A 17632-nucleotide genomic window follows, 5' to 3' on the forward strand; every position below is an offset into this window, starting at 1 on the left:
CTCCAACGGCAGCATCTGCACGCGCACCAAATGCCGCATCAGGCGCGCGCGAGCTAGCGGGTCCCTTTCAGATCTTCCAGCTCAGAGGGCCCAATCTCGCTTCGGCCAGCACCTGCGTGGTGCGCAACGCCGGCTCGACACAACGACATCAGACCCAAGCTGGTTCATCGGCAGACAGGCTCTGCGACAGGCCCCAAACCGAAGCCATCGTCAACCGTCGAGACAAGCGCCGCAAGCGACGAGATGCTCTCGCTGCCTCGCGGCACCCGAAAACCGATTGCATTCCTCCTGTCCGCAAGGCCGGCGCTTATGCCGTCCGCCACAAAGATGGTCCTTCGAGCTGCAAGTCCCTCGGCGATACCGACGGAAATTGCCCCCTAGGCCTGCCCGGGTTGCATTCCGTGGCGGCAGCGCAGCAAAAAGTGAAGCCCTCTATCAGGTGATATCCGCGGATCATCGACACCGGATTCCTTTGGGCAGCCACGGACGAGATATTCATCGCCAATCCGCAGTAGCCTTCAACACTTGTTGAGACCAAGCCGGTCGTGGCGACCAGAGATTGGCGCCACACCTTGTCGGCCTGGCGTGTCGGAGGAAGCAGCGCCCCTCGCGCGGACGCTTCGCGCACATAAGCACCGCAGCGACCAGAAGCGGAAGAAGGTCGGAGGTCGCCTTCGAAAGCTCCGTCAGAAATTAAGGCCGTCGTCACGCTGAGCACATCCGCCATGCAGGAGGCTTACAGCCGCTCTCTGCGAGACCCCTCCAACTGCTTCCCGACATGGCCGACGTCAGGGAAACATGTTGCTGACAGGATCGTCAGATCTCCCGATCTACCGTCTTGCTAAGACAAATCCACAGCCCTAGGAAGGGCGCACCTCGACAGCGTCGAGCGCAGGAACTATCTCTAAAATATGACTATTCATAACGATGACACGATAGCCGGCCGTATAAGTCGCGCGCTCGCCGAGCGCATTGTGACAGGTGCCTTGCCGCCTGGCTCGAAGCTGAAGCAGGACCACATAGCAGAGGAATTCGGGTCGTCGCACGTCCCGGTGCGAGAGGCTCTGCGTCGCCTGGAAGCGCAAGGCCTTGCCGTCAGCGAGCCGCGCCGCGGCGTTCGCGTTGCCTCCTTCGATTTGAAGGAAGTGCAGGAGGTTGCGAAGATGCGCGCTGCCCTTGAAGGGCTGGCACTGCGCCACTCGGCCGAGCATCTTACGCCATCACGTCTCGATCAAGCCGAACAGGCGACGATCGACGGCGACAATGCGCTCGATGTCCGCACCTGGGAAGAGGCCAATCGCAGGTTCCATACGCTGATCCTCCAACCCTGCGGCATGCCGCGCTTGCTCTCCGTCATTGACGATCTCCATGCAGCAAGCGCCCGATTTCTGTTCGCCACCTGGCTGACGGAATGGGAGCCGCGGATCGACAATGACCATCGTACCATTCTCGCATTTCTTCGTTCCGGCAAGGTCGAGAATGCCGTGACCGCGTTGGAGCGACACGTGCAATGGATCGGCGGGCCGCCGCGGCGACTGCAGCATGCCTCGCGTGAACGGTTTGCGATCGTCGGCTAGTGTCGACGACCGTGGATCTATACCTCGTCAATTGGTATCGCCGGTCTGCGACCCCCGAACTGGACGAGCCCAGCACTGCCCTCTTCCCGCGCCCTTGCCGCAAGTCGCGGCGTGCGCTCCTGCCAGGCGCCTGATTGAAGCATGACACGGTAGCGTCGACCCAGACTGCTCATGACTGAGGTCTGAACGCGGACGCCTGCTTCTGGACCAACTCCACCATCAGGGACGAGCCAGAAAAAGGCGCTTGCCTAATATTGTTTCAGCCAATTATAGATAAAATCGTCTTCTATCTACGAATCGAAGCGTCATGACGAGAGGATTTTGAATTGATGCCATCCCCCGCAGCCCGTTCGACGCAGGATATCCCGGGCAGCGCCGCCCCTAAAGGCGCTGCCACCCAATCAGAAGCCACGATTATCTATAATTTGCCCTTCAACGACCTTCTCTATCGTGCGCACGGCATCCATCGCGCCAATTTCGATCCGAACGCAGTCCAGATGAGCCGCCTCCTGTCGGTCAAGACCGGCGGATGCGCCGAGGACTGCGGCTATTGCAGTCAATCTGCCCACTACCCGACTGGGCTGAAGGCTTCAAAACTGATGGAAGTCGAGCGCGTTCTCACACAAGCGCGACAAGCCAAAGAGGGGGGCGCCACGCGATACTGCATGGGTGCCGCATGGCGCAGCCCCAAGGATCGCGACATGGACGCGATTGTCGCGATGGTCGAGGGCGTCCGAGCGCTTGGTATGGAGACCTGCATGACGCTTGGCATGCTGACCCCACAGCAATCGGCAAGGCTCGCCAAGGCCGGCCTCGACTACTACAATCACAACATCGATACCTCCGAGCGCTTCTATAGCGAGATCATCACGACCCGCAGCTTTGCGGATCGGTTGGAGACGCTTGCCAATGTGCGTGACGCTGGCATCAAGGTTTGTGCCGGCGGCATTCTCGGCATGGGTGAGACGGCGGGAGATCGCATCTCGATGCTTGTCACGCTTGCGAACCTGCCGACGCCACCTGAGAGCGTGCCGATCAATATGCTGATCCCAATCTCTGGCTCGAAGCTTGCCGATGCCCAACCGATCGATCCGATCGACTTCGTCCGGACCGTCGCACTGGCGCGCATTCTCATGCCGACGTCCTATGTGCGTCTGTCTGCAGGTCGCACGGACATGTCGGACGAGACCCAGGCGCTCTGTTTCTTCGCCGGCGCGAATTCGATTTTCGTGGGCGAGACCCTGTTAACTGCGGACAATCCCGGCGAGGATGAGGATGCGGCACTCTTTCGTCGTCTCGGGCTGAAGGCGGAGCAACTGGAGCGAGCCGAATGACTGGCGCCAAACTTGCGCTTTACGAGCGCAAGCTCGCTGGACTTGATCGCAAGGGGAGAAGCCGAAGCCTGGTTCCAGTATCCGGCGCCGATTTCACCTCGAACGACTATCTGGGCCTTGCCCATTCAAAGCGGCTCGAGGACGCGCTCCGCGAGGCGATCGATCGCGGCGTGCCAGTCGGGGCAGGGGGCTCGCGCCTGCTTCGCGGCAATCATCCCGAGCATGAGGCGCTGGAGCGGGAGGCCGCCGCCTATTTCGGAGCGGCGCGTGCTCTTTACTTCGGCAGCGGCTATGCCGCGAATGTAGCGCTGTTTTCGACCTTGCCGCAGCGCGACGACATCATCGTCTATGACGCGCTGATCCATGCGAGCGCCCATGAGGGGATCTCGACAAGCCGCGCACCGTCGGTCGCAACCACACATAACGACGTGGACGCAGTCGCCGATGCGATCGGCAGATGGCGGCGGGCCGGGGGCACCGGTCGACCGTGGATCGCGGTCGAAAGCCTCTATTCAATGGATGGCGATTGCGCCCCGCTCCGCCAGCTGATGGACGTTGCTGCACAGCACGACGGCTTCCTCATCATTGACGAGGCGCATGCAACGGGCGTCTTCGGGAAAGGTGGGCGCGGCCTGTCGGAGGCTCTCGGTCATCCGGAAAACTGCATCAGCCTGCATACCTGCGGCAAGGCGCTCGGTGCATCGGGTGCGGTTGTCCTCGGACCGGCAATCATCTGCGACTTCCTCATCAACCGCGCTCGGAATTTCATCTATTCGACGGCGCCATCCCCGCTCATGGCTGCGACGCTGCGAGAGGCCTTGAGGATCCTCGCTGACGAGCCGGAGCGCCGCGACAGGCTTGCCGGACTTGTCTCTTTCGCCAGTCGTACGATGGAAGCGGCAACGGGGGTACAGGCGAGCGGATCGCAGATTCTGCCGATTGTGATCGGCGACAATCGTCGCGCCGTGCTCATCGCTGAACGCTTGCGCAGCGAGGGCTTCGACGTCAGACCGATCCGGCCTCCCACCGTGCCTGAAGGCACGGCGCGGCTGCGTATCTCGATTACTCTGAATGTCGACGAAGCAACCGTCTCGCGGTTGTTCGAAAGTCTCGCCGACACCCTGCGGGAGGAGCGGCAATGACGCAGCGCTTCGTCGTCACCGGCACCGACACCGGTATCGGCAAGACGGTCTTCTGCGCCGCTTTGACATCCGCGCTCGGAGCATACTACTGGAAACCTGTACAGGCAGGGCTCGGCGAGGAGACGGACGCTGAAACGGTCAGCCGATTGGGCAGGGTACCGCCCGAGCGGATTGTCCCTGAGGCCTACCGGCTGAGAACGCCTGCGTCCCCGCACCATGCGGCTGCGCTCGACGACGTGACGATAGATCCGGACGCACTTGCGCTACCCTCACCCCCTGGTCCGCTTGTCATTGAAGGCGCCGGCGGCATTCTCGTTCCGCTGACATCGAAGATCCTTTTTGCCGACGTTTTCGCCCGGTGGCAGGCGCCGGTGATCCTGTGCGCCAGGACAGCGCTCGGCACCATCAATCATAGCCTGATGTCGTTGGAAGCACTGCAGCGACGTCAGGTTCCGATCTTCGGCATTGCCTTTGTCGGTGAAGAAAATCGCGAAACGCAGAAGATCATCGTCCAGATGAGCGGAGCGCGCTCGCTGGGGCGCCTGGAGCCGAGCGACCCGCTCAACCACGAAACGCTGATGGCGGCCTTTCATCGCGGCTTCGATGTTGCGATGTTTCGGAGTGACCAGTCATGACGCACCAGCCGGTATGGCATCCGTTCACGCAGCATGCCCTTGAGCCGGCGATGAAGAAGGTCGTGGCCACCGACGGAGCCTATCTCATCGACGAAGACGGCAACCGCGTTCTCGATGCGATCTCCTCATGGTGGGTGGTCACCCACGGCCATCGGCATCCGGCGATCATGGAGGCTGTCCGCAGGGCAACGGAGTGCTACGATCAGATCATCTTTGCCGAATACACTCACGCCCCGGCGGAGGATCTCGCCCGTGGGCTAATCGCTGTAAGCCCGAAGGGGCTTGAGCACGTCTTTTATTCCGACAGCGGCTCGACAGCCGTCGAAGTCGCATTGAAAATGGCGCTCGGTTTCTTCCACAATAGGGGGCGACAGCGCGACCGGATCGTCGTCATGGAGCATGGTTATCATGGCGACACGATCGGCACCATGTCCGTCGGCGAAAGGGGTGTCTTCAACGCCGCCTATGAACCCTTGCTGTTTGGCGTCGACCGGATTGCCTTTCCAGAACCCGGCAGAGCGCAGAGCACGCTTGATGCCTTCGAGCTTGCCTGCCGTTCCGGCCGCGTTGCGGCGCTCCTGATCGAGCCGCTCGTGCTTGGCGCCGGTGGCATGAAGATGTTCGAGCCCTCGCTGCTTGGTGAACTCAGCAAGATCGCCCGATCCCACGGCGTGCTCCTCGTCGCCGATGAGGTGATGACGGGCTGGGGCAGGACGGGCACCCTGTTTGCATGCGAACAGGCGGGCATTTGTCCAGACATCCTGTGCACGTCGAAAGGTTTGACCGGCGGTTCTTTGCCGCTTGCAGCAACACTTTGCACAAGCGAGATCTTTGATGCGCATCTTTCGACCGACCGGCGCAAGACCTTCTTCCATTCGAGTTCCTATACCGCCAATCCGATCGCCTGCGCGGCTGCCGTCGCGAACCTGGCGATCTGGTCGCAGGAGCCGGTTCAGGCGCGCATCGATCGCCTCGTTACCCTGCAAGGGCAGGGGCTCGCTCGCTTTGTCAATGATCGGCGCTTCAGGAACCTGCGCCAGTCCGGAACCATTGCCGCTCTGGATTTGGCTGTTCCTTCAGACGGATATTTAGCCGACATAGGACCGCAGTTGCGCGCCTTTTTTCGCGAGCGTCAGCTTCTTGTTCGCCCGCTTGGAAACGTCATCTATCTGATGCCGCCCTATTGTGTAACGGACGCCGAGGTCGACCGCCTGTATGATGCGATCGACGAAGCGGCAAGCCTCCTGATCGGAACTCAAGCATGAACGTCCGCTCCGCGCGTATGGCAGGCTTCGGGCACAGTGTGCCTGGCCGTTGCGTCGAAAACGCCGAAATCGAACAATCACTCGGGCTCGAAGCAGGCTGGATCGAGCGCCGCACGGGAATTCGCACGCGCTACTGGGCCGAAGAGGGCGATACCCTGAGCGGCCTTGCTGCAGAAGCAGGAGCCATGGCGCTCGACAATGCCGGGATCTGCCGTTCTGAGATTGGCTTGACGCTGCTGGCAACCTCCACACCGGATCACCTGCTGCCACCAACCGCGCCGCTTGTCGCGCACAGGCTTGGACTTGAGCACTCCGGCGCGATCGACCTTGCCGGCGCCTGCTCCGGATTCTTGTACGCACTGACGCTCGCAGACGCCTTCGTGCGCGCACAAGGCAGGGCCGTTCTTATCATCGCCGCCAATATCCTCAGCCGTCGCATCAATCCCGCGGAACGCGCCAGTTGCGTGCTGTTTGCCGATGCGGCGGGCGCCGTCGTGTTGTCGCCGGCGGGCGATCCGGCCGCCGGTGTCCTCGGCACCGATCTGTGCTCGGAAGGCAGCGGCTATGACCTGATCTCGATTGCCGCCGGCGGCAGCAACAAGCCCTTCGCGCCAGAGCGCGCAGCTGCGGAATATCTGATGACGATGCGGGACGGACGCGAGGTGTTTTCGCGGGCGGTCGAGATGATGAGCGCCGCCTCGCAAAGGGCGCTCGATAGGGCGGCTGTTCAGGCCGGGGCAATTACCAGGTTCGTGCCGCACCAGGCTAATGTACGGATCTTCCAGGCGGTTGCGACCAATCTTGGCATCGAAGCCGAACGGACCGTCTGCTCGCTTGACCGATTTGGGAACTCTTCGGCCGCAACGATCCCGCTCTCCTTGTCGCTGGAAGCCGCTAAACGACCTCTCCGGGATGGTGAAATCCTGCTTCTTTCTGCAGCTGGCGCCGGACTTACCGGCGCAGCGGTCGTCTATCGCGCCTAGGTCTTGCGCAAAGACAGCGCGACGGACCTGAGGACGCTAGCGATTGATGCGCGTCGACAAGATGATCGACGAGAGCGTTTTCTCCACGCCTTCGATATCGCCGATTTTGTCAATGACCATGTCGAGCTCGCTGATCGATGCCGCGGCAATGATTGCGATCATATCAAAGCTGCCGCTCACCGAATGAACGGATCGGACATGGGCGATCGACTGCAGCTCCTGCGTGACGCGCCCGAGCGCCTTGGCCGCCAGGGTGATAAGGACATGCGCCTTTATCTGGCCACTCTCGAAGTCGTCCGATAGGCGGACCCCATAGCCCGCGATCACGCCGTCCCGTTCCAGGCGCTCGATTTTCGCCTGCACCGTGGTGCGCGACAAGCCAAGCCTGCGCGCCAGCATCGCGGTTGGCATTCGGGCGTTCTCGCTGAGAATCGACAGAAGTTGCCGATCCTTGTCATTCATCGTCATATTGAGCATCCGGCACGGCGATATGTCAAAACTATTTAGTCGATTTTATCATTCTCGCGCTGTGAATCAACTGAACCGACGGAAATAAAGAAGGAATAAAGATGTCTCGATCCAGCAGAGGGAACCTATATGAAAAACATCGTTGTCATCGGCGCCGGCAAGATCGGCTCGACGATTGCCCGTCTTCTCATCCATTCCGGCGACTATCACGTCACGTTGGCCGACCGCAGCAGGCAGCAGCTGGATCACATGGAGACCAGTTCCGCGCTCAGCCTGGCGGAAGTCGACATTGCCGACCACGCTTCGCTGGTCAAACTTCTCTGCGGCAAGTTTGCCGTCCTCAGTGCCGCCCCGTTCCATCTGACGATCGCGATCGCCGAGGCTGCGGCCGAGGCCGGCGTCCATTACCTCGACCTGACCGAAGACGTCGAATCCACCCGCCGGGTCAAGGCGATCGCCGCCAGCGCATCAACCGCCTTCATCCCCCAGTGTGGCCTGGCGCCGGGCTTCATCTCGATTGTCGCAAACGATCTCGCCAGCCGCTTCGACACAATCGATAGCGTCCGAATGCGTGTTGGTGCGCTACCACAGTACCCCTCGAACGCCTTGAACTACAATCTGACCTGGAGCACCGACGGGGTTATCAACGAATACATCGAGCCCTGCGAGGCCATCGTCGACGGCCAGCTGATCGAAGTTCCGGCGCTGGAAGAGCGGGAGGAATTTTCCCTTGATGGCGTAACCTACGAGGCCTTCAACACATCCGGCGGTCTCGGCACCCTGTGCGAAACGTTGAAGGGCAAGGTGCGGACCCTGAACTACCGCACGATCCGCTATCCCGGTCATGCCGCCATCATGAAGGCACTGCTCAGCGATCTCGGCCTGCGCCACCGCCGCGAGGTGCTGAAGGATATTCTGGAACACGCTTTACCCTCGACGATGCAGGACGTTGTGATCATCTTCGTGACGGTTTCCGGCTGGAAGAATGGTCGCCTTGTGCAGGAGACCTACGCCAACAAGGTCTACAGTGCTGTCGTTGCGGGCCGCATGATGAGCGCCATCCAGATCACCACCGCATCGAGCATCTGCGCCGTGCTTGACATGCTGGCAAAGGAAGAGCTGCCGACGAAGGGCTTTGTTAAACAGGAAGACATTGGTCTCGACGCGTTCCTGGACAGTCGCTTCGGCCACTACTACGCTCAGAAGGCTTACGGCGAAAAGATTGCCGGCTAACGTCTCGACCGAAGTTACCAACGGAAACGCCCGGACGGTTGACCCGGGCGTTTTTGAGCGGCGCTATCTGCCGTCGAGGCGCCATCGCAGTCAGATCAAAATCCGACGCACGTCGGGTCAAGTCTTCGGCAAAGCCGCTGCAATCAGATTGGCGTGGGCACATTTTTGCATTCCTATTTCACCACCCCGGCCCGCTATTTTTGTTCTGCATGTGCTGCCATCTGACGATCATCAAACGTGCATATCGGCCCGTCGAACCGCAATGAATGCGCGTGGTCTCGACGCACATCGAGGACGTCGTCGACGAGCTCGAAGACATGTGGCGCGGGCAATCGGCGCATGCACTCACTCAATCCGAGGCGCGTTGTTCAGGCAAAATTCGACGGCTGTTTGTTGGCGGTGGCCTCGATCGTCACGAGGAAATTGACAGAAACGGGCCGGGCTGACCCGGCCAGTCTCGGTAGGCTCTCAACCAATGCTGTCCAACCAGCGCGATGTCGGCCAGGACATATGCAACGCGTTGCGAAAATTCGCCGGAACTGGCAAGCCCGCCCTGCGCTACAGAATTTGAATTACGTGAGACACCGGCAAGCGGTCGCGATCCGCTCCAAGGCTTCCCTGAGGTCCGCTTCCGCTGAAGCGTAGGAGATCCTGAAGTACGGCGAAAGGCCGAAGGCCGAACCTGGGACGACGGCAACATTCGCTTCGTCAAGAAGGTAGGCGCAAAACTCGCTGTCCGTCGTGATCTTGCGACCGCCCGGCGTTCTTCGGCCGAGAATCCCGCCACATCCAGAGAAAGTATAAAAGGCACCCTCGGGAGTGCGGCAATCAAGACCATCGATGCGGTTCAGACCCGAAACGACAAGATCGCGCCGGCGCCTGAAGCTCTCCGTCCGCCCGGCCAGAAAATCCTGCGGTCCGTTGAGTGCCGCAACGGCCGCAGCCTGGCTGATCGAGGACGGGCAGGAGGTTGCCTGACTCTGTACCACGGCCATCGCCTTGATGAGCGCCATGGGACCACCCGCATAACCGATACGCCAACCGGTCATGGCATAGGCCTTCGAGACGCCATTGATCGTGAGCGTTCGCTCACGCAGGCGCGGTTCCAGCTGCAACGGCGTAACGAAGCGGAAATCGTCGTAGACGATATGCTCGTACATGTCGTCTACCATCAGCCAGACATGCGGGTGCCTGAGGAGGACGTCCAGCAACGGTCGATAATCGTCGGCGCCATAAGCGGCACCGGAAGGATTGGACGGCGAATTCAGCAACAGCCAGCGCGTCCGCGGCGTGATCGCCGCTTCGAGCTTCTCGGCGGTTAGCCGAAAGCCGCTCTTTGCATCGCAGGCAACGAGAACGGGCTTGCCTTCGCAGATCTGAACAATGTCGGAGTAGGATGTCCAGTAGGGCGTGGGAATGATGACCTCATCGCCCGGGCCGACGCTCGCCATCATCGCGTTGAAAAGGATCTGCTTGGCGCCCGTCGCGACAGTTATTTCGCTGACATCGAACGCGAGGCCATTTTCGCGCTGGAACTTGGTGCGGATCGCTTGTTTAAGAGCCGGCGTACCGTCGAGCGCCGTATACTTGGTGTCGCCGCGCTGCATGGCGTCCCAGGCGGCCTGCTTGATGTGCTCTGGCGTTTCGAAATCGGGTTCGCCTGCACCGAGGATGATGACAGGCTTGCCGTCCCGCTTCATGGCTGCCGCGCGCGCGCCAATCTTAAGGATCTCGGAGACGCCGATGGCCGATAGTCTTGAGGCGGGCCGGAAGCCCGCCTCCTCAATCTTCACGTCGATCGTCATGATTGCACCTACCCGATTTCGAAGGAGACGCCCTGGGCGAGCGGCAGCGCCTTCGAGTAGTTGATCGTGTTGGTGGCGCGGCGCATGTAAGCCTTCCACGCGTCGGAACCGGATTCGCGCCCGCCGCCCGTTTCCTTCTCGCCACCGAATGCGCCGCCGATCTCAGCGCCAGACGTACCGATGTTGACGTTGGCAATGCCACAATCGGATCCGTTGGCCGCCAGGAAGCGTTCGGCTTCCCGCAGGTCCAGCGTAAAGATCGACGACGACAGACCCGCACCGACGGCGTTGTGGTCTTCGATAACCTTGTCGAAGTCGGTGTATTTCATCACGTAGAGGATCGGCGCGAAGGTTTCTTCGAGCACTGGCCCGACCTGCGAGGGCATTTCCACCAACGCCGGCTTGACGTAGTAGGCCCCTCCGTGTGGCATCGCGACGCGATCGCCGCCGTTTACCATGCCGCCGTGGTCCTTCGCCTCGCCAAGCGCCTTCTGCATACCGTCGAAGGCAAGCTTGTCGATCAACGGGCCGACGAGCGCCGTGCTTTCGAGCGGATTGCCGACGGAGACGTTGGCATAGGCCTTCTTCAGCCGCGGCACGAGCTGGTCGTAGACGCTCTCGTGAACGAAGAGGCGGCGAAGCGTCGTGCAGCGCTGGCCGGCGGTACCCATGGCGCCGAAGGCGATGGCGCGCAACGCCATGTCGAGATCAGCCGACGGGCACACGATACCTGCATTGTTGCCGCCGAGCTCCAGGATCGACCGGGCAAAGCGGCGGGCAAGACGCGGGCCAACCTCGCGACCCATCCGCGTCGAACCGGTCGCGGAAACAACCGGCACCTTCGGATGGTCGACAAGGACCTCACCAATGGTGCGATCGCCGATCAACACTTCGCTCAAGCCCACCGGTGCATCGCCGAAACGAGCAATCGCACGCTGCAGAATGGCTTGCGAGGCAAGGGCGGTCAGCGGCGTCTTTTCGGAAGGCTTCCACACGACCGCGTTGCCGCAGACCAGAGCAAGAGCGGCGTTCCAGGCCCAGACCGCGACAGGGAAATTGAAGGCGGAGATGACGCCAACGACGCCGAGCGGGTGCCAGGTTTCCATCATTCGATGGCCGGCCCGTTCGGTTGCAATGGTCAGGCCGTAAAGCTGACGGGAAAGACCGACCGCGAAATCGCAGATGTCGATCATTTCCTGCACTTCACCGAGACCTTCGGACGGAATTTTGCCGGCCTCAATCGACACCAATCGACCAAGTTCGGTCTTGACGGCACGCAGCTCCTCGCCGAGCAGGCGGACAAGTTCGCCGCGCTTGGGTGCGGGGACCAGGCGCCAGGCCTTGAAGGCGTCGGCGGCCTTTTCTATCTTCGCGGTCGCTGCTTCCCGGCTGTCTGTTTTCAGGGCCGCCAGTTGCGCGCCCGTGACCGGGCTATAGGAGGCCATGTCGCCGCCGGTATAGAGCGCCTTGTCGACGCCGATCTTATCGAGAAGCGCAACGGCCTCCTGCTCTACATTGACTGCTCTTGCTGCGATGGTCATGTGAGGACCCTTTATCTTGGTGTTTGATATGTGCCAGTTGCCGTGGAGTAGCTTCACTCGGCTGCTTCAACGGCGCTCAGGCGAGCCCGGCAGTGAGCGATCGATTGCGCCTCGATACCGGCATAGTGATCGAACTCATCGAGAACCGCGGTCCCGAGATCGCGCTCGAAGCGCTGCTGATTGGGGCTGGCGGTGAACTTCTGCGCCGCTTCGTCGCCGAGATTGGACTGGAAGATGCCGGCCGCGCTGACGGGCAGGAAGTCTTCGTAGACGATCGGATCGAAGCCGACGAGGCCGTCTGCCACCAGTTGATCGACGCTGCTTTCGGCCGCCGCAACCGCGCTGTTGCCCTTCTCCGTCAGCCAGTAGCGGAAATAGCCGAGCCCCTGTGCTCGGATTTCGGCCCAGTCGTCGGGGAAGGGTACGAAAGCATTGGCAAGCGCCGTCTCGTAGGCGGCAGCATTCGAGCCGTCGGCTTCGGGACGCACTGCCTTGCGCGAATCCGTCAGGAGCTTGTCATAGAGCGCACGACCCTTAGGCGTCAGTGCGATGCCACGGCTTTCGATCTCTCCGAAACGGGCAGTATGAGTGCCCTTGTGCCAATTGCCGTTCGCATCCTTGAAGGAAACGGCTTCCTCAAGAGCCTTGAATGATGTCTGCCGCAGAAGGATTGCGCAGCGTCGGCTTGGCGGACCTTCGACGACCGCCTTCGGCGCAATGCCGTGTTCCGGCATCAAACGCTGCACCTGATCGATGTCGAGCGTGCGCGGCGTCAGATGATTGATATGTGGCCCCTTGAAGGAGACGACGTCGGCAATCAGCCGGTGCGCATCATGCAGCCGCTTGTACATCGCAAGATCGACATTTGCCTGATCATGCCAGCGGAAGGTTTCAAGCGCTTCCGCAACGAAGCGCTTGGCATCGCCGTCATCGAGACCGCCTTGGCGCTCGGCCTTTTGCGTCAGTTCGATGGCACCGGCGGTAAAGATCTGGCGTTCTTGCAGGATGGCCTCGGCTTGCGCTCGTAGCCCTTCGTCGGCAATCAGGTCAAGGCGCAGCAAGGAGGTGAAGACGCGGAACGGGTTGCGCTTCAGCGCCGCGTCGCCGACCGGCCGGAAAGCGGTGGAGTGGACCGGTACCCCCGCTTCGCTGAGGTCGTAGTAGCCAACAGGATACATCCCCATGACCGCAAAGACGCGTCTCATCATCGCAAGCTCGGCAGCGGTCCCGAGGCGAATGGCACCGTGGCGCTCTTCGGAGACACGCTCCAAGGTGTCGGTTTCTTGAAGTCTGCGCTTGAGGGTCGGATCGGCGGCAAGCGTTTCCGCGTTCACGGTGGCAACAATGTCCATCAGCGTGCCGTAAGCCGGTACTTCGGTTCGATACATAGCCGACATGGCTGCAGAAAATGCGGAGCGGATCGCGCAGGAGGAGGCGTAACTTCTTGTCGACATATCTTTTCTCACGGACATCCATTCGACGAGTTCATTCTGGATTGCGATCATATCGCACGTAGAGTAGATGAATAACGACAAATGAAGCTGGGATAATGCGGTTTCGGAATGACATTGCCTCGAAAGCTGATACCCGACCTGATCACGCTGCAATCATTCGAGTCGGCTGCCCGCCACGGCAACTTCACGCGCGCAGCCCTTGAGCTCAACCTCACGCAAAGCGCCGTCAGCCGACAGATCAAGGAGCTGGAGACCCAGCTCGGCGTCCTTCTCTTCGAACGGGTTCGGCAGCGGGCGATCCTGTCGGACGCGGGCAGGCGGCTGCTGCCTGAAGCACGACGCCTGCTGCACCAGACTGAAGAGATGATGATCCGGGCAGCATCCGGCGCGGATGCAACAGAGACACTTTCGATCGCCACCCTGCCGACGTTTGGCAGTCGTTGGCTAACACCACGGCTACCAGCTTTCCTGGCAGCCTATCCGGGCTCGCTCGTAGACATTACATCGCGCTCAGAGCCATTCGATTTCGAACAAGACAACGTCGACCTTGCCATTCATTACGGTCAACCGATCTGGGCACGGGCAACCTGCACCTTTCTCTGCGACGAAAAGATCGTTCCTGTCGCCAGTCCGAACCTGCTGCAATCGGATCCCGTCGCCAGCCCCCTCGAACTGCTTCAAAGGCCGCTCCTGCATCTGGCGACACGCCCACGTCTGTGGCGCCAGTGGTTTGAACACTGCAACATAGACGCCGCCCCCTCATATCGCGGCAACCGGTTCGACCAGTTCTCGATGATCATCGAGGCGGCGGCGATGGCGATGGGGTTTGCCCTGCTTCCTCTCTACCTGATCGAACAAGAGCTAACCGCCGGAAAGCTCAAGATCGTCTTCGACGAGCCGATGTCGACGGAAAACAGCTATTACGTTGTGACCCCTGACGGTAAGCGTGAACACGCACTTGGCTTGGCCTTTACGGCCTGGCTGCTCTCGCAGGTCAGCACCAGGGACCCCGACTGATCCGTGAGCAAGGACCAAACGCCATCCGACGTCCCGACGGCGCGCATGCTGAGCTGGGCCAGAAACTCGACAATCTACCGGCTCGAGCGGCAAATGCTGACCGAAAGACAACTATCCGACGCCATTGCCAGGAAGGCGAAACAGAAATTCGAGGACATCACTGAACAACAGCTCAAGGCAATTGCTGATCACGCAGTCGCCTTCGCTTATGAACATGGCGGTCTGAACGACACGACTTATGCCGAGGTCAGCACCCGTTCGGGTGTTCGCAATGGCAGATCGAAGCGGCGGATCGCTCAGAAGCTGTCGCAGAAAGGCGTTGATCGTGAGGTCATTGCGACCGCACTTGACGAAGCGGATGATCTATTGGCGGCGATCGTTTTCGCGCGCAAGCGCGCCTTCGGCCCATTTCGCCGCAGCGACGTCGATCGGGAACGGGTGGCAAAGGAAATGGCCGCGTTCGCGCGTAGCGGCTTCAGTTTCGATATCGGAAAGACTGTGCTCGGAATGAGCCGCGAAGAGGCGGAAGGTGTGGTGATCGCGCGATCTCGGTCGTAGCTGGCGCCGAGAAGCTTCCCTACCGTCTGCAGGCTGCTATCGCAGCACTTCCAGTCCTTTGCGTTCGACAATATCCAGAATCTTGATGGCGGTGCTGCTGGGCTTCTTTGTTCCCTGTTCCCATGCGGCAACGGTGATCTTCTTGACGTTGATGAACTGAGCAAACACGGCCTGGCTGACCTTGTTTGCGTTCCGGATTTTCTTGATCTCTTCGGGCGTATAGTCACGAAGAGGAGGGAGGCAAAGAGCGTCGAACTCCCTCATCGTGATATCGTCCACGAAGCCGGCTTCGTGCAGTCGCGCAGCAGACTTATGAACGTTCTTAAGAATCCTGCTCATGGCACAGAATCTCCAGTATCTGTTTCGTTTCAATCATCTCAGCAAGCTTTCTGACGTCGGCAAGCATGTAGACATCACAAAGCCTTCGAAGGGCTTCCTTCTCTTTCTTCGTAATATTCTCAGTCTCGATATTCTCAGTCCCGTTCTTCGCGAAGCCGTGCACGAAAATCAGCCTGTCTCCCTGACGATGCCCAACGATAGTCCGATAGCTTCCACGCTTGCCGCGCCCTGGTGCCGCCACTCGCTTCTTGAGAAGAAAGCCGCCTAATCTGGCATCGACCAATCCAGCTTCGATCTCCTTCGCGGCATCGCACAACATGGCATCCGTCACATTGTACTCCGCGGCCCTGATCGTAGGACAGGAAATAAGCAACAGCGAGCCGAACTCGGTTCGCACGGGCCGATCGGCCTGCAATCCTGTTCTATGATGGCAGGCCCGCGTGAATATCCGGCTCAGGCAGAGCAAGCAGACGACGCAACGGCATCGCCGGTCGGGTCAGATCTGCGAGTGTATATCCATCGAGCACATCGAGAAATGCAGCCGCGGCAGCACCCAGCGCCCGCTTCAGCACGCATGCGGGCTGCACGACACAGACAATCTCGCCACTCTTTTCCATGCAAGGCACGATCGCAAAATCAGGCTCGCAGGACCGAACGATCTCGCCGACCCCAATCTCATCAGCGCTGCGGGCAAGCCGCATCCCGCCCTGGCGACCGCGCACCGTTTCGATCAGGCCTTTCTGTGCGAGTTCATGGGTGATCTTCATCAGATGCGTCTTCGAGATATCGTAGGCTTTGGCAATTTCGGCGATCGTCGACAGGCGCTCGCCTTTGAGCGCGAGATACATCATGAGCCGCAACGCGTAGTCGGAATAGACGGTCAGACGCATTCGCAGATCCCTCACGAAAATCTAAGTACCGACATAGAGCTATTCAAACGATGCATCAATTGGCAAAGCGGCCATGTTGACCGCCTTGCCGCTTCGAATACCTAGGCAGCTTCGAGTTCGTCGGCGGGGCCGAAGAACTCATAGTGGATCCTGTCCTGCGGGACCCCGGCCTTTGCGAGGCCTCTTACAAAGGTCGCCAGGAATGGTCTTGGACCGCAGAGATAGAAATCGGCTTCTGCGATGGGCGTATTTTCGGCGAGCCAGTCAATCGTGATGAAGCCATCGTGGTCGAAGTGAACGCCCTTTTCATCCTGCTCCTGTGGGCTGCCGTAGAAAATTGCCGTTCTGAAAGAGGCGCGATCTTTCGCGATATCGCGCACGTGCGATCCCATCGCATGGACGCGCCCGTTCTCGGCACCGTGAATATAGTGAACCGGGAACTCACGTCCGCTGTTTGCGATCTCCTCCAGCATGCTGACCATCGGCGTCAGACCGACACCTCCGCTGAGCAACACGACGGGTCTATCCTGGCCAGGCTTCAGGTGAAAGTCTCCGGTCGGCGGCGCCACCTCAAGAACTGTCCCCTCTTCGATCTGATCGTGGAGGAACCGCGACACCAGCCCGTGCGTCTCGCGCTTGACCGAGATGCGATAGGTCTCGCCGTCAGGAGCAGAGGAGATGCTGTAATTTCGGTGCTGTGGCTGCAGTCCCGGAATATCGAACCGGAACGTCAGGTACTGCCCAGGCCGATGGCGAACCACTGCCCGACCATCAACCGGTCTAATTACGAACGATGTGATGATGTCGCTTTCTTGTCGCTTCGACCCGACGACAAACTGGCGCCAACCATTCCAGCCGCCCTCGCTTAATTGGAGATCATCGTAGATCTGTTTCTCACGCCCAATCAGGATGTCGGCGAGAAACCAGAAGGCCTCGCCCCAGGCACTGACAATTTCATCCGTCGCTGCATCCCCGAGAACGTCCTTGATCGCACCCAAAAGGGCGGCCGCAACATGAGGATAGTGCTCAGGCCGGATGTTCAGACCGACATGCTTCTGTGCGATCCGCTCGACGGCTCCGGTGAGTGCGGCAAGATTGTCGATGTTTTCGGCGTAAGCGAGGATTGCCTGGGCCAGCGCCTTGGTTTGACGTCCGCCTTCACCCTGGTTCGACTGGTTGAATAACGCGCGAACCTCAGCATTTTCAAACAGCCGCTTGTACATGGCGGTCGTAATGTCGGTGCCGTGCTTTGCGAGTGCAGGCACGGTCGCGCGAACGATTGCCTTCGTGGTCTCGGTCAGTATCTGCGTCATCATGATCTCCAAACGTTTTCCATCGACGCCGCTGACGTAGCCCCCATAAGATACATTTACAATATATGTATAAACCCT

Annotated in this window: 18 protein-coding genes; 10 read left to right on the forward strand and 8 right to left on the reverse strand. The window is 60.2% G+C overall.

Features of this window, described 5'->3' with window-relative positions; all coding sequences use genetic code 11:
- The first annotated feature begins 911 nt into the window (after positions 1–911).
- The 6 genes from ATY79_RS28155 (at position 912) to ATY79_RS28180 (ending at position 6936) form a co-directional block, all read left to right on the forward strand.
- Positions 912–1577 carry a GntR family transcriptional regulator gene (locus ATY79_RS28155; protein ID WP_088705536.1) on the forward strand — a complete coding sequence of 222 codons (666 nt, stop codon included), beginning with the start codon at positions 912–914 and terminating at the stop codon, positions 1575–1577.
- A gap of 362 nt (positions 1578–1939) precedes the next feature.
- Positions 1940–2911 (forward strand): biotin synthase BioB, encoded by a 972-nt coding sequence (gene bioB / locus ATY79_RS28160; RefSeq protein WP_348627581.1) that lies wholly within the window; start codon positions 1940–1942, stop codon positions 2909–2911.
- Positions 2908–4053 (forward strand): 8-amino-7-oxononanoate synthase, encoded by a 1146-nt coding sequence (locus ATY79_RS28165; RefSeq protein WP_088705538.1) that lies wholly within the window; start codon positions 2908–2910, stop codon positions 4051–4053. Before bioB ends, ATY79_RS28165 begins: the two co-directional genes overlap by 4 nt.
- Positions 4050–4688, forward strand: a complete 639-nt coding sequence (gene bioD, locus ATY79_RS28170; RefSeq protein ID WP_088705539.1) for a dethiobiotin synthase — start codon at positions 4050–4052, stop codon at positions 4686–4688. The genes ATY79_RS28165 and bioD overlap by 4 nt, the downstream gene beginning before the upstream one ends.
- Complete coding sequence (locus tag ATY79_RS28175; protein ID WP_088705540.1) at positions 4685–5953, forward strand: adenosylmethionine--8-amino-7-oxononanoate transaminase; 1269 nt, start codon at positions 4685–4687, stop codon at positions 5951–5953. The genes bioD and ATY79_RS28175 overlap by 4 nt, the downstream gene beginning before the upstream one ends.
- On the forward strand, positions 5950–6936 hold the full coding sequence (locus ATY79_RS28180; protein WP_088705541.1) for a beta-ketoacyl-ACP synthase III: 987 nt from the start codon (positions 5950–5952) through the stop codon (positions 6934–6936). Before ATY79_RS28175 ends, ATY79_RS28180 begins: the two co-directional genes overlap by 4 nt.
- A 36-nt stretch (positions 6937–6972) precedes the next feature.
- Here the strand turns inward: ATY79_RS28180 and ATY79_RS28185 are convergent, their stop codons facing one another.
- A complete protein-coding gene (locus tag ATY79_RS28185; RefSeq protein ID WP_088705542.1) occupies positions 6973–7404 on the reverse strand; it encodes an Lrp/AsnC family transcriptional regulator in 432 nt (143 codons plus the stop codon).
- A gap of 129 nt (positions 7405–7533) precedes the next feature.
- On the opposite strand from ATY79_RS28185, the gene ATY79_RS28190 reads away from it, so the two are divergent.
- Positions 7534–8637 carry a saccharopine dehydrogenase family protein gene (locus ATY79_RS28190; protein WP_088705543.1) on the forward strand — a complete coding sequence of 368 codons (1104 nt, stop codon included), beginning with the start codon at positions 7534–7536 and terminating at the stop codon, positions 8635–8637.
- Between the two features lie 266 nt (positions 8638–8903).
- Positions 8904–9083 carry a hypothetical protein gene (locus ATY79_RS28195; RefSeq protein WP_088705544.1) on the forward strand — a complete coding sequence of 60 codons (180 nt, stop codon included), beginning with the start codon at positions 8904–8906 and terminating at the stop codon, positions 9081–9083.
- A 126-nt stretch (positions 9084–9209) separates the two neighbouring features.
- Here ATY79_RS28195 and ATY79_RS28200 read toward each other — a convergent pair whose 3' ends face one another.
- From ATY79_RS28200 to ATY79_RS28210, 3 genes are read right to left on the reverse strand one after another with little or no spacing between them, the layout of a single operon-like run.
- Positions 9210–10442 carry a pyridoxal phosphate-dependent aminotransferase gene (locus ATY79_RS28200; RefSeq protein ID WP_088705545.1) on the reverse strand — a complete coding sequence of 411 codons (1233 nt, stop codon included), beginning with the start codon at positions 10440–10442 and terminating at the stop codon, positions 9210–9212.
- An 8-nt stretch (positions 10443–10450) separates the two neighbouring features.
- Entirely contained in the window at positions 10451–11983 is a 1533-nt protein-coding gene (locus ATY79_RS28205; RefSeq protein ID WP_088705677.1) for an aldehyde dehydrogenase family protein, read from the reverse strand.
- Positions 11984–12036: 53 nt separating this feature from the next.
- Complete coding sequence (locus ATY79_RS28210) at positions 12037–13437, reverse strand: VOC family protein (protein WP_088705678.1); 1401 nt, start codon at positions 13435–13437, stop codon at positions 12037–12039.
- A gap of 108 nt (positions 13438–13545) precedes the next feature.
- Between ATY79_RS28210 and ATY79_RS28215 the strand changes: the two genes are divergently transcribed.
- Both ATY79_RS28215 and recX read left to right on the forward strand, forming a co-directional pair.
- Positions 13546–14454, forward strand: a complete 909-nt coding sequence (locus ATY79_RS28215; RefSeq protein WP_088705546.1) for a LysR family transcriptional regulator — start codon at positions 13546–13548, stop codon at positions 14452–14454.
- 3 nt (positions 14455–14457) lie between these two features.
- Complete coding sequence (gene recX / locus ATY79_RS28220) at positions 14458–15012, forward strand: recombination regulator RecX (protein WP_088705547.1); 555 nt, start codon at positions 14458–14460, stop codon at positions 15010–15012.
- Between the two features lie 36 nt (positions 15013–15048).
- Here recX and ATY79_RS28225 read toward each other — a convergent pair whose 3' ends face one another.
- From ATY79_RS28225 to hmpA, 4 genes are all read right to left on the reverse strand, one after another.
- Positions 15049–15351, reverse strand: a complete 303-nt coding sequence (locus ATY79_RS28225) for a DNA-binding transcriptional regulator (protein WP_088705548.1) — start codon at positions 15349–15351, stop codon at positions 15049–15051.
- A complete protein-coding gene (locus ATY79_RS28230) occupies positions 15335–15682 on the reverse strand; it encodes a type II toxin-antitoxin system RelE/ParE family toxin (protein ID WP_245312462.1) in 348 nt (115 codons plus the stop codon). The genes ATY79_RS28225 and ATY79_RS28230 overlap by 17 nt, the downstream gene beginning before the upstream one ends.
- 91 nt (positions 15683–15773) lie before the next feature.
- On the reverse strand, positions 15774–16241 hold the full coding sequence (locus ATY79_RS28235; RefSeq protein WP_088705549.1) for an Rrf2 family transcriptional regulator: 468 nt from the start codon (positions 16239–16241) through the stop codon (positions 15774–15776).
- A 101-nt stretch (positions 16242–16342) separates the two neighbouring features.
- Positions 16343–17554, reverse strand: coding sequence for an NO-inducible flavohemoprotein (gene hmpA / locus ATY79_RS28240; RefSeq protein ID WP_088705680.1), 1212 nt, complete (start codon positions 17552–17554; stop codon positions 16343–16345).
- Positions 17555–17632 lie beyond the last annotated feature (78 nt).

The sequence above is a fragment of the Rhizobium sp. R693 genome (assembly GCF_002211315.1).
Lineage (GTDB): Bacteria > Pseudomonadota > Alphaproteobacteria > Rhizobiales > Rhizobiaceae > Rhizobium.